An 11,021-nucleotide genomic window follows, 5' to 3' on the forward strand; every position below is an offset into this window, starting at 1 on the left:
CCGGCATCTTCTCCCCGTATAGTGACAGGGAGAAGGGACGCTCTCGGCGATGATTTCGCCAGTCTCCAGCGCTGCAAGAGGGCGCCAAGGTCGCGGTCAGCTTCTTTCTCCCCGTCACTATACGGGGAGAAATGCCCGGTAGGCCAATGAGGGGCAGCGCCAGCTTCAGTCTCCAAGCAATTTAGCTATCATTTGTCTCTGATTTCACCAGGAACCCGGCAGTATACAGCGATTTCCCAACAGCCTAGTCTGCACCGATAGCGAAACAGGGAGAGGGCGCTTGGGCGAGCAAGATCCGAACGAAGAGCCGATCGAGACAATTTTCCGCAACGGCACGATCACCACCGTCGGCATCCTGCTGGCGTTCTCGCTGGGCTTCATCACGCATTGGGCCGCCAACCCGATACCATGGGAAATCTATCACCTGGCCGCCGTCGCGCCGATTTTGATCGGCATTGCCCTGCAGATACGAGCGCTGCGGTTGCTGCTCGACTTAACGTCTCTACAACGGCGCGTTTATGAACGCGCCAATCGTATCTTCATTGCCGGCCTAATCTTCACCGCCTGCGGAGTTGGGCTGGCGATGCTGCTTGATTTCTACGACCTATCGACCAAGAGCGCGGTGCCCGGGGCCTAGCTTTGGCCATCCTGGCAGATGTCGCACCATTCGACGCTGGTCAGCGCAGCCATGCGCTCGGTTCGCTGCGAAGGCCGGGAGGGGTCGGCAGCCCGCCGATCATCCTTGTCACCTTCGCCGCCGCATCGTGCACAAGCGGGCCGATCTCGGCCAGCCGTTCCGGCGTTACCCGCACCGTCGGCCCGGAAACCGAAACGCCGCCGATCGGCTCGCCGAACTCATTGAAGATGGCGGCGGCAACGCAGCGCATGCCCGGATGCCGCTCCTCGTCGTCTACCGACCAGCCGCGCAGCTTGATCGTCACCAGGTCGCGGGCGAGCGCCGGGATATCGGACAGCGTGTTTTCGGTGAAGCGCTCCAGCCCGGCCCGGCGCAGGATGGTGGCGACGCGTTCCGGCTCGAGATGCGCCAGCACTGCCTTGCCGATGCCCGAGGCATGGAAGGAGCTGCGCGTCCCCGGCCGGAAGAAGGCGCGGATCGCCTGATGCGTCTCGACCTGACTGACAAAGACGACGCAATCGTCCTCGGCGACGCCGAGATTGGCGGTCTCGCCGGTCTTCTCCATCAATTCCTGCATGACGATACGGGCGCGGTCGACCAGCTTGCGGCGGCGCAGGAACGCCGCGCCCATGCGATAGGTCTCGACGCCGATCGACCACAGCTGGTCGGTACCGTCGAACTCGACCATGCCGTGGTTCTCCAGCGTCGTCAGCATGCGGTAGGCGGTGGATGCCGGCAGACCGGAACTGGCGGCGATCTCGCTCAGCGACAGGCCGCTGCCATCGGCAACGATTGCCAGGATGCGCAGCGCCCGGTCCAGCGACTGCACCGAAGCAGCCTCGGCCGGCCCGTTGAAGGCGCGCGGCCGGCCGCGCTGGCGTTTTTCGGTGGTTTCCATCGGGCCATTCTTCGCTCTGTTCGCCCAGCAAGGCAATGAAAAAGTTTTTCATCGATTTGCGAAGCGAATTCGTGGAAAACAGAAAGTCAAATCAATTCAATCTACAAGAGCCGTTTTCTAGAAATGAAAATATATTCTGAAAAAATTGAAAAATCATTGGTGCGCTGGCATCATCGGCTATCAACAATTCCGTGGAGGCTGACATGGCCAAGATGCGCGCAGTCGACGCAGCGGTTCTCGTTCTCGAAAAGGAAGGCATCTCCTGTGCCTTCGGCGTGCCGGGTGCTGCGATCAACCCGCTCTATTCGGCGCTGAAGGCGAGGGGCAGTATCCGCCACATCCTTGCGCGGCACGTCGAGGCGGCTTCGCATATGGCCGAAGGGTTTACCCGCGCCAGATCGGGCAATATCGGTCTGTGCATCGGCACTTCGGGTCCCGCCGGAACCGACATGATCACCGGCCTCTATTCGGCCGCTGCCGATTCAATTCCCATCCTCTGCATCACCGGGCAGGCGCCGCGGGCGCGTCTCAACAAGGAGGATTTTCAGGCCGTCGACATTGCGGCGATCGCCGCACCCGTCGCCAAATGGGCGGTTACGGTGATGGAACCCTATCTGGTGCCGATGGCGTTGCAGAAAGCGTTTCATCTGATGCGCTCGTCGCGGCCGGGGCCGGTGCTGATCGATTTGCCTGTCGATGTGCAACTGACCGAGATCGAGTTCGACATCGATGCCTACGAGCCGCTGGTGCCGTTCAAGCCGGCAATGTCGCGCGCTCAGGCCGAGAAGGCGTTGACGATGCTGAACGGGGCGGAAAAGCCTGTCATCATCGCCGGCGGCGGCATCATCAACGCCGATGCGTCCGATCTGCTGATCGAATTCGCCGAAGTCACCGGCGTGCCCGTCATCCCGACGCTGATGGGCTGGGGCGCGATCCCCGACGACCACCGCCTGATGGCCGGCATGTGCGGGCTGCAGACCTCGCACCGCTATGGCAATGCCACGATGCTCGAAGCCGATTTCGTTTTCGGCATCGGCAACCGCTGGGCCAACCGCCACACCGGTTCGGTCGACGTCTACACCAAGGGCAAGACGTTCATCCACGTCGACATCGAGCCGACGCAGATCGGCCGCGTCTTCGCGCCGGACCTCGGCGTCGTCTCGGACGCCGGTGCGGCGCTGAAAATGCTGCTCGACGTCGCCACGGAGTGGAGGACGGCCGGGAAATTGCGCGACTGGTCGGGCTGGGCCGGCGAATGCCGGCAGCGCAAGAAGACAATGAAGCGCAAGACGCATTTCGACCAGGTGCCGCTGAAGCCGCAGCGCGTCTACGAGGAGATGAACAAGGCGTTCGGCCGCGACACCACCTATGTCACCACGATCGGCCTGTCCCAGATCGCCGGGGCGCAGTTCCTGCACGTCTACAAGCCACGCAACTGGATCAATTGCGGCCAGGCCGGCCCGCTCGGCTGGACATTGCCGGCGGCCCTCGGTGTTCGCGCCGCCGATCCGGACCGCACAATTGTGGCATTGTCCGGCGATTATGATTTCCAGTTCATGATCGAGGAACTGGCGGCCGGCGCACAGCACAAATTGCCCTACATCCATGTCGTCGTGAACAACGCCTATCTCGGGCTGATCCGCCAGGCGCAGCGCGGCTTTTCGATGGATTTCGAAGTCAGCCTGGCCTTCGAGAACGTCAACCGGAAAGACGAGCCTGAGGCGGGCTACGGCGTCGACCACGTCGCCGTTGCCGAGGCGATGGGCTGCAAGGCGGTCCGGGTGCGCCGGCCGGAGGAATTCGCCGGTGCCTTCGAAGAGGCAATGCGCCTGATGGACGAGCACCAGGTTCCGGTGGTGCTCGAATTCATCCTCGAGCGCGTCACCAACGTTTCGATGGGCACGGAAATCGACAAGATCACCGAATTCGAGGAGCTTGCCGAACGCCATGAAGATGCCCCCACGGCGATCGTCATGCTCGACTAAGCCGCATGTGAGGAACTACTGCCATGCCACGGTTTTCAGCCAATCTTTCGATGCTCTTTGGCGAGCATGACTTCCTCGACCGCTTCGATGCCGCCGCCCGCGCCGGCTTCAAGGGCGTCGAGTATATCGGCCCCTATGACCATGCGCCGGATGTCGTCGCAGCCAGGTTGAAGAAGAACGGGCTGACGCAGGTCCTGTTCAACCTGCCTGCCGGCGACTGGGCCAAGGGCGAGCGCGGCATCGCGATCCTGCCCGACCGCGTGCCGGAGTTCCGGCAAGGCATTGCCAAGGTCGTCACCTATGCGCACGCATTGGGCTGCGAGCAGGTCAACTGCCTCGCCGGCATCGCGCCGCAAGGCGTCGACCGCTCCGTGCTGGAAGACGTCTTCGCCGAAAATCTGGCTTTCGCGGCCGAAAAGCTGGAGCAGGCCGGCATCAGGCTGCTGATCGAGCCGATCAACACCCGCGACATTCCGGGCTTCTTCCTGAATTACTCGGACCAGGCTCTGGCCCTGATCGACCGCGTCGGCTCGAAGAACCTGTTCCTGCAATACGACATCTACCACATGCAGATCATGGAGGGGGATCTCGCCCGTACCATTGAGGCAAACCTCAACCGCATCGCGCATATCCAGCTTGCGGATAATCCCGGCCGTCATGAGCCGGGGACGGGCGAGATCAATTTTCCCTTCCTGTACAACCACATCGACCGCATCGGCTATTCCGGCTGGGTGGGGGCGGAGTACAAGCCGAAGGCGGGGACGGATGCCGGGCTTGGCTGGTTTCGGGACGCGGCCGGGCAGGGGAGTGCGGCGGCATAGACGCAACGTGTCGCACGTCGCGTTCCTGCGCGCCCCCTTAACAAGAAACGGAGAAGGACATGGAAACCATCGGCTTCATCGGCCTCGGCATCATGGGCGCGCCGATGGCGGGGCATCTGCTAGACGCCGGTTATCAGGTCGTCGCCAGCGACCACCGCTCGAAGCCGCCGGCCGATCTCGTCGCCAAGGGCCTGAAGGCCGTCACCGGCCATGATGCCGTTGCCCGCGCGGCCGACATCGTCATCACCATGGTTCCGGATACGCCGCAGGTGGCCGATGTGCTGTTCGCTGAGAATGGCGTCGCGTCAGGCCTCACTAAAGGCAAGCTGGTCATCGACATGAGCTCGATCTCGCCGATCGAGACCAAGGAATTCGCAAAAAAGATCAACGATGTCGGCTGCGACTATCTCGATGCGCCGGTGTCGGGCGGCGAGGTCGGGGCCAAAGCGGCATCGCTGACCATCATGGTCGGCGGCGAAAAAAATGCCTACGAACGCGCCAGGCCTATCTTCGAGAAGATAGGCAAGAACATCACTCTGGTCGGACCCAACGGCGTCGGCCAGATCACCAAGGTTGCCAACCAGATCGTCGTTGCGCTGACCATCGAGGCCATCGCCGAAGCGCTTGTTTTTGCATCGAAAGCCGGCGCCAACCCGGCCAAGGTCAGGCAGGCGCTGCTGGGCGGGCTCGCAAACTCGCGCATCCTGGAAGTGCATGGCGAGCGCATGATCAAGCGCACTTTCGCGCCCGGCTTCCGCATCGAACTCCACCAGAAGGATCTTAACCTGGCGCTGGAAGGGGCAAAGGCGCTGGGCGTAGCACTACCCAACACCTCGATGACGCAGCAATTGTTCAACTCTTGCGTGGCGAACGGTGGAGCAAAGGAAGACCATTCGGCACTGGTCAGGGCGCTGGAGCGGATGGCTGGCCACGAGGTTGGGTGAGAGTGAGGTGAATTAGTCTGCAATACCTTCGATGGGCCGACTTCTTTCGACCGCATAGCGTATGAGATCGGCAAAACGTTTCAGAAAATCTTTGGATTCCTCCGACATTCCTTCAGTTCGCACAAGTGCCTCAACTTGCTTGGTCAAGGAAGGTAGGGATTCGATCGGAAGAGTGACGTCCTCATAGAAATCTTCGAATTTCAGTATGAGTTCAAACGCGTTTTGGTTTGCGATTGACACGATTTCATGATGCGCAGAGGGACCTACCGATACGCATCGATCGATATGCCCATCTGGATTGAGAACGGCAAAATCCAATGACATGCATTGCGCCCTATTTGCCGCGCGCGAACCACCGCCTCGCCGCATAAAGCGCCACCGCCGCGGCATTCGACACGTTGAGCGAACGGATGGCGCCGGGCATGTCGAGCCGGGCGAGCGTCGTCACCGTCTCGCGTGTCTTCTGGCGCAGGCCTTTGCCCTCGGCGCCCAGCACCAATGCGATCTTGTCTCCGGCAAAGCTCGTTTCGAGCTCCGCCGGCCCGTCCGAATCCAGCCCGATCGTCTGGAAACCGGCCTCGTGCAGCTGCTCCAGCGCATCGGCGAGGTTCTTCACCTCGATCTGATCAATATGCTCGAGCGCGCCGGAGGCCGATTTCGCCAGCACGCCGGATTCCTGCGGGCTGTGGCGCGCCGTGGTGATCAATGCACCGGCGCCGAAAGCCACCGCCGAGCGCAGGATCGCACCGACATTGTGCGGATCGGTGATCTGGTCGAGCACCAGCACCAGCCTGGTGTCGCCGAGCGCATCGAGGCGTTTCGGTTTCAGCGGCTCGGCCTCGATCAGCACGCCCTGGTGCACGGCATCCGAGCCGGTGATCTTGTCGATGTCCCTGGGTTCGACCAACTCCGCGTTGAAGGGCAAAGCGCCAAGGTCGGCGATTGCCAGCCGCTCGGCAGCGTTGCGCGTCACCAGCATCTTCCTGATTTTGCGGCGCGGATTGTCGAGTGCGGCCCGCACCGTGTGCAGCCCGTAGAGCCGCACCAGCCCATCCGCCGGGTTCTCGCCGGGCGGCACCGGCTGGCGCGGCCTGAACGCCGGCTCGCCGCCGCTCTTCTCGTCGCGATGCGCGCGGCGCAGCTTGGCGTAGTGGGTGTCTTTAGGGGTCTTGGATTTGTTGTCGTTGCTCATGGCCGGCTTCTATAGCCGTGTCGTCCGGCCATGGATACAGCTGCATAAGCTGCTTGTCGGGCGAGGCGTGAGATTCAGCGCTTTTTGCCGGACGGTTGCGGTTGACAGTTTTGGGCGCTGCCGCCATAAGGCGCTTCGCGGAAGGGCTGCTTTGGCAGCCGCGACGCGTCGATGCCTCGTTGCATGGCTCCGGCGGCAGACTGGAGAGGTGCCCGAGTGGTTAAAGGGGACGGACTGTAAATCCGTTGGCTATGCCTACGTTGGTTCAAATCCAACCCTCTCCACCACTGCCGGCCCGGAAGCCCTGAAACGCAGAGCGAGCGTCGGAGCGGATCCGATGCTTGACTGAAAGGCGCGGGTATAGCTCAGTGGTAGAGCAGCAGCCTTCCAAGCTGAATATGCGGGTTCGATTCCCGCTACCCGCTCCAGATTTCCCCCAAGCCGCGGCGCACCTCGCGCACGATTCCGAAGCAGGCACCGCCAAGCGAAGCGTTTTGCCGATAGTTCAAAGTATTCGTTGCGCGTCCAGACGGACGCGCACCTTAATCTGTGTTATCGTTGTCCCGAACCGCAGGCGGTGTGGGGCGACAGGCGTCAGCTCGCGAATTTGCTGAATATGGACGCGAGTTGGTTCTGCTGCGGCACTTGCCCGTTCGGCGTCAGCTGGTCGACAAGCCCTGGCAAGGCCGCCGACAGTTGCTTGAGCAGGTCCTGTTGGTTCAGGCCCGTCCTTTGCGCGATCTCCTGAATGATCTGCGGGCCGAGGGCACTGCCCAGATCGCTGGGGTTGATCGGCTGGTTCTGACCGGTGCCGACCCACGAATTGGCAACGTTGCCGTGGCCGGCGTCCTTCAGTTTGTCGAGCAGTCCGCCTAGACCGCCGAGCAGTCCGCCATCGGCGGATGCGGTTGTATCAGGCGGGACGGGGGCAGGGCTCCGCGCCGCCTCCGGCTGGGCGGAACTTCCACCGCTCAGCATTTTTCCCACCAAAAGTGCGCCGAGCGCGATCATCAGCGGCTTGGCGACGTTGCCGCCGGGAACGGCATTGTCAAACAGTCCCATTGTGGATCTCCATGTCAAATTGCCCGTCCGTCTCCAACAATGACGCATCCATGGCGAATTTCAAGCCGGTTTGAGCTTTCCGTAATCATGATTTTCAAGTTGGCTTGAGCTTTGCTTAATAATGTGGAAGTAATCGGGTGCGGGGAACGGAGAGGAAAAATGTCAATATTAAGCTGGATTATTCTCGGCGTCATCGCCGGCTTCATAGGCAGCAAGATCGTCAATAAAAGCGGGCAAGGCCTGGTGCTCGACATCGTGCTCGGGATTGTCGGCGCCATCGTCGGCGGGCTCATCTTCAGCGCCTTTGGCGCGTCGGGCGTTACCGGGCTCAACATCTATAGCCTGATCGTCGCCGTGGTCGGTGCCGTGGTTGTCCTGTGGGCCTATCATCAGTTCAGCGGCAAGAGGGCACTGTAGAAGCCGTCCGGCAGTTGCGTCGGCATTCGGGTGAATGCCGACCCCCTATCTGATCCTTTTGAGGATTTCGCGGATCAGCGTGTTGAGGCCGGCTTCCAGCCCTCTCACCATGATCGGCCATAATTCCTCGAGCAGTCGCTGCCATGCGGCATCGCGCCCAATCCTCACCGGCAGATTTGGCATCGCGCCCATTGCCGCCGTCACGTCGCGGCGCAGCCGCTCGCCACAGGCGCTTGCGCCGCTGATCGTCGGATCGAAGGGCAGCCGGGTGAAATCCCATTTTCCGCGCTGCTCGATGCCGAGATTGCTCTCGACTTCGGCATGCGACAGCACCGTTTTGGGCGTGACCTTGATGCGGTAGTATTTGCAGAGTTCGGCGACGACGGCGGCCATCGCGCCCCACTGCGCCCTGGTCATCGGATAGCGGCCGGCATCGAACGGCCTTTCCTCCGCCCCGGCCATGCAGCAGAGCGAAACCCCGATCGAGCCGCCGTTGCAGTTGAGCGTGTGCGCGGCATGTCCCGGTTTTACCCGGCCTGAATTGAGCGCGATCGAAGGCCGGCCCCTGACCAGGCGGCCATTCCCCTCGACCAGTATGTGATACGCATCCCTGTCGGTATCGCCGGCCGAATGCGAGCCGGCCGTCCAGTGGCAAATGACGCGCCTCATCGCAACATTGGGCAACCAGTCGGGCGGCAATGCCACAGAAATCCCCGCGACATAAGTTCAGTGACGGAGCACAGTATAGTTTCCTTGGCGGCGGACGCGAAAACGAAACGATAATTTGGTTGAGCGTTTTCTAACGGTCAGCTATTCGCCGGCATCTCCGGCGACCGCGTGTTCTCTGTATTGCGGCAGATCGTCGGTGATCGTGAACCACTTCGCCTTGGAGCCGACGAAGATGTGCTGCGTCGGGCGGATGGTCGGCTCGTCGACCAGGGTTCCCATGGCGACATGCACGAAGGCACCGTCGCGGACCACCGAATAGAGCAACGAGCCGCAGGTCTTGCAGTGCGCGTCATGGCCGGTTTCATCGCCGAAGATCGTGAGATTGTCCTCGCCCTTGGTCAGGCTCAGCCTGTCGCGCTCGATGCCGGCGAATGGCTTGAACGCCGAGCCGGTGGTGCGCCGGCAGTTCGAGCAGTGGCAGTTCGCGGCGTAGACGAACGCGTCCGCCACCGCGTACTGAACGGCGCCGCACAGGCACTTTCCGATAAGCCTGCGGTTGCGTGAATTCTGGTTGTCATCCGGGCTTGCCACGCGCTCCTCCTATTGTGCAGGCCGATTTCAGTTTCAAGCGACGACGGTCAACCGGCGCTTGCGCTCGTCGAGCGAGACGATGGTCAACCCGCTGGCGACCACCAGCAGGATGCCGCAGATGGCCAGCGCATTCGGGAGTTGCCGGAATACCACCACGCCTGAAATCACCGCCCAGACGGTAAAGCAATAGTAGAACGGCGCCACCACACTGGTCGGCCCGACGCGATAGGCCATGAAGATGAAGAAGTGGCCGAAGATCAGGAACAGTCCGGCGCCGCCCATCAGCAGCAGGTGACGGATTTCAGGCACCACCCACTGCTCGGAAACCAGATGCGCAACGCCGGCGCCCGCGAGCACGACAATCACCGCGGAAATAGCTACGACCATTCCCGGCACGTCGGCGGCGACCTTGCGTCCGGCCAGATCGCGCGCCGCGGACAGGGCTGCATTGCCTAGCGCCAGCAGGGCGTAGACGGAAACCCCCTGCATCGTCGGTTGTGCCACCATCACCGCGCCGATAAAGCCGAGCCCGATCAGCGCCAGGCGCACCCCGCCGATCCGTTCGCCAAACAGCATCGAGGAGCCGACCAGCATCAGCAAGGGCGTGATCTGCCCGAGCGCGGTCGAATCGGCGATCTGCATGTTGGCGAGCGCCACCACGTAGCAAAGGATCGCACCCAGTTCGAGCATGTTCCTGCGCAAAACCTTGGCGTCGAGGATCAGCGGGATCTGCTTGCCGTAGCCCAGCATGAACAGCAGCGGAATGCCCCACAATGTTGCCGCAGCGCCGCGCAGGAATAGCACCTCATAGGGCGGCAGTCCCGCGGTTGCTAGCTTCATCATCGTGTCGTTGACGATGTAGGACCCGGTCGAAACGACCATGAACAGTGGGCCTCGTATGGCAGTCGGGATGAAATGCATCGGCCCACGAAATCAGACCGGCGCCAGGGCGGCAATGGGCCAGATCCGGCTGTAAATCCGTCAAAGCTGTCAGCCGCCGCCGTAACCATTCCATTTGCCCTTGTTCGTTCCTATATCCGCGCCACATTCTCCGAAACCGGATCACGCGTTCGGGCGGGCGAGCGCGCTCGGCGACAAGGCACTTGTGTTTTTCGGCCTTAGTCGCTAATCGCCCCGCATTCGACTGAACTGAAGGTCCAGGCCATCCCCAGGCCGTCCAAGGAAAGAGACTATGGCAAAAGGTAAATTCGAGCGCACTAAGCCTCATGTGAACATTGGCACGATTGGTCACGTCGATCATGGCAAGACGTCGCTGACGGCGGCGATCACCAAGTATTTTGGCGAATACAAGCGCTACGACCAGATCGATGCGGCGCCCGAAGAGAAGGCGCGCGGCATCACCATTTCGACGGCCCACGTCGAATACGAGACCGCCAACCGCCACTATGCCCATGTCGACTGCCCCGGCCACGCCGACTATGTGAAGAACATGATCACCGGTGCCGCGCAGATGGACGGCGCGATCCTGGTGGTGTCGGCCGCCGACGGCCCGATGCCGCAGACGCGCGAGCACATCCTGCTCGCCCGCCAGGTCGGCGTGCCCTCGATCGTGGTGTTCTTGAACAAGGTCGACCAGGTCGACGACGCCGAGCTGCTCGAGCTGGTCGAGCTCGAGGTGCGTGAGCTTTTGACCAAGAACGAGTTCCCCGGCGACGACATTCCGATCGTCAAGGGTTCGGCGCTTGCCGCACTTGAAGACAGCGACAAGAAGATCGGCGAGGACGCCATCCGCGAACTGATGGCTGCGGTCGATGCCTACATCCCGACGCCGGTTCGTCCGCTCG

Annotated in this window: 13 protein-coding genes and 2 tRNA genes; 8 read left to right on the forward strand and 7 right to left on the reverse strand. The window is 61.9% G+C overall.

Annotated elements, in window-relative coordinates; genetic code table 11:
• Positions 1–280 precede the first annotated feature (280 nt).
• Positions 281–637, forward strand: coding sequence for a hypothetical protein (locus NKH41_RS24505; protein WP_352685048.1), 357 nt, complete (start codon positions 281–283; stop codon positions 635–637).
• A gap of 40 nt (positions 638–677) precedes the next feature.
• Here NKH41_RS24505 and bhcR read toward each other — a convergent pair whose 3' ends face one another.
• Complete coding sequence (bhcR, locus tag NKH41_RS24510) at positions 678–1,535, reverse strand: HTH-type transcriptional regulator BhcR (RefSeq protein ID WP_352472784.1); 858 nt, start codon at positions 1,533–1,535, stop codon at positions 678–680.
• Positions 1,536–1,738: 203 nt separating this feature from the next.
• On the opposite strand from bhcR, the gene gcl reads away from it, so the two are divergent.
• From gcl to NKH41_RS24525, 3 genes are read left to right on the forward strand one after another with little or no spacing between them, the layout of a single operon-like run.
• Entirely contained in the window at positions 1,739–3,520 is a 1,782-nt protein-coding gene (gene gcl / locus NKH41_RS24515) for a glyoxylate carboligase (protein ID WP_352934364.1), read from the forward strand.
• A 23-nt stretch (positions 3,521–3,543) separates the two neighbouring features.
• On the forward strand, positions 3,544–4,341 hold the full coding sequence (gene hyi / locus NKH41_RS24520) for a hydroxypyruvate isomerase (protein ID WP_352934366.1): 798 nt from the start codon (positions 3,544–3,546) through the stop codon (positions 4,339–4,341).
• A 59-nt stretch (positions 4,342–4,400) separates the two neighbouring features.
• On the forward strand, positions 4,401–5,285 hold the full coding sequence (locus NKH41_RS24525; protein ID WP_352934369.1) for a 2-hydroxy-3-oxopropionate reductase: 885 nt from the start codon (positions 4,401–4,403) through the stop codon (positions 5,283–5,285).
• Between the two features lie 12 nt (positions 5,286–5,297).
• On the opposite strand, the gene NKH41_RS24530 is transcribed toward NKH41_RS24525, so the two are convergent.
• Both NKH41_RS24530 and NKH41_RS24535 read right to left on the reverse strand, forming a co-directional pair.
• A complete protein-coding gene (locus tag NKH41_RS24530) occupies positions 5,298–5,609 on the reverse strand; it encodes a hypothetical protein (RefSeq protein ID WP_352570930.1) in 312 nt (103 codons plus the stop codon).
• Between the two features lie 10 nt (positions 5,610–5,619).
• Positions 5,620–6,477, reverse strand: a complete 858-nt coding sequence (locus tag NKH41_RS24535) for a TrmH family RNA methyltransferase (protein WP_352934372.1) — start codon at positions 6,475–6,477, stop codon at positions 5,620–5,622.
• 202 nt (positions 6,478–6,679) lie between these two features.
• On the opposite strand from NKH41_RS24535, the gene NKH41_RS24540 reads away from it, so the two are divergent.
• Positions 6,680–6,764: transfer RNA gene (locus NKH41_RS24540), tRNA-Tyr, on the forward strand.
• A gap of 67 nt (positions 6,765–6,831) precedes the next feature.
• Positions 6,832–6,905: transfer RNA gene (locus NKH41_RS24545), tRNA-Gly, on the forward strand.
• Between the two features lie 166 nt (positions 6,906–7,071).
• Here the strand turns inward: NKH41_RS24545 and NKH41_RS24550 are convergent.
• Positions 7,072–7,539 carry a YidB family protein gene (locus NKH41_RS24550; RefSeq protein ID WP_352934375.1) on the reverse strand — a complete coding sequence of 156 codons (468 nt, stop codon included), beginning with the start codon at positions 7,537–7,539 and terminating at the stop codon, positions 7,072–7,074.
• A gap of 159 nt (positions 7,540–7,698) precedes the next feature.
• Between NKH41_RS24550 and NKH41_RS24555 the strand changes: the two genes are divergently transcribed.
• Complete coding sequence (locus NKH41_RS24555; protein ID WP_023717513.1) at positions 7,699–7,956, forward strand: GlsB/YeaQ/YmgE family stress response membrane protein; 258 nt, start codon at positions 7,699–7,701, stop codon at positions 7,954–7,956.
• 45 nt (positions 7,957–8,001) lie between these two features.
• On the opposite strand, the gene NKH41_RS24560 is transcribed toward NKH41_RS24555, so the two are convergent.
• The 3 genes from NKH41_RS24560 to NKH41_RS24570 all read right to left on the reverse strand — a co-directional run bounded on the left by NKH41_RS24560 (position 8,002) and on the right by NKH41_RS24570 (position 10,137).
• The gene (locus NKH41_RS24560) at positions 8,002–8,661 is read right to left on the reverse strand and encodes a peptidoglycan recognition protein family protein (RefSeq protein WP_352934377.1); all 660 of its coding nucleotides are present in this window, start codon (positions 8,659–8,661) and stop codon (positions 8,002–8,004) included.
• Positions 8,662–8,766: 105 nt separating this feature from the next.
• The gene (locus NKH41_RS24565) at positions 8,767–9,216 is read right to left on the reverse strand and encodes a GFA family protein (protein WP_352501672.1); all 450 of its coding nucleotides are present in this window, start codon (positions 9,214–9,216) and stop codon (positions 8,767–8,769) included.
• A 33-nt stretch (positions 9,217–9,249) separates the two neighbouring features.
• Positions 9,250–10,137, reverse strand: a complete 888-nt coding sequence (locus NKH41_RS24570; protein ID WP_352934379.1) for a DMT family transporter — start codon at positions 10,135–10,137, stop codon at positions 9,250–9,252.
• A 271-nt stretch (positions 10,138–10,408) separates the two neighbouring features.
• On the opposite strand from NKH41_RS24570, the gene NKH41_RS24575 reads away from it, so the two are divergent.
• Positions 10,409–11,021, forward strand: a 613-nt coding sequence (locus NKH41_RS24575; protein ID WP_352934382.1) for a GTP-binding protein, incomplete at its 3' end; no start/stop codon positions are given.

The organism is Mesorhizobium sp. M1169, assembly GCF_040318345.1.
GTDB lineage: Bacteria > Pseudomonadota > Alphaproteobacteria > Rhizobiales > Rhizobiaceae > Mesorhizobium.

What these genes read in the sequence shown, in the direction of transcription:
- bhcR (WP_352472784.1), bottom strand. Translation starts at nt 1,535, where the DNA reads ATGGAAACCACCGAAAAACGCCAGCGCGGCCGGCCGCGCGCCTTCAAC.
- gcl (WP_352934364.1), top strand. Translation starts at nt 1,739, where the DNA reads ATGGCCAAGATGCGCGCAGTCGACGCAGCGGTTCTCGTTCTCGAAAAG.
- hyi (WP_352934366.1), top strand. Translation starts at nt 3,544, where the DNA reads ATGCCACGGTTTTCAGCCAATCTTTCGATGCTCTTTGGCGAGCATGAC.
- NKH41_RS24525 (WP_352934369.1), top strand. Translation starts at nt 4,401, where the DNA reads ATGGAAACCATCGGCTTCATCGGCCTCGGCATCATGGGCGCGCCGATG.
- NKH41_RS24530 (WP_352570930.1), bottom strand. Translation starts at nt 5,609, where the DNA reads ATGTCATTGGATTTTGCCGTTCTCAATCCAGATGGGCATATCGATCGA.
- NKH41_RS24535 (WP_352934372.1), bottom strand. Translation starts at nt 6,477, where the DNA reads ATGAGCAACGACAACAAATCCAAGACCCCTAAAGACACCCACTACGCC.
- NKH41_RS24550 (WP_352934375.1), bottom strand. Translation starts at nt 7,539, where the DNA reads ATGGGACTGTTTGACAATGCCGTTCCCGGCGGCAACGTCGCCAAGCCG.
- NKH41_RS24555 (WP_023717513.1), top strand. Translation starts at nt 7,699, where the DNA reads ATGTCAATATTAAGCTGGATTATTCTCGGCGTCATCGCCGGCTTCATA.
- NKH41_RS24570 (WP_352934379.1), bottom strand. Translation starts at nt 10,137, where the DNA reads ATGCATTTCATCCCGACTGCCATACGAGGCCCACTGTTCATGGTCGTT.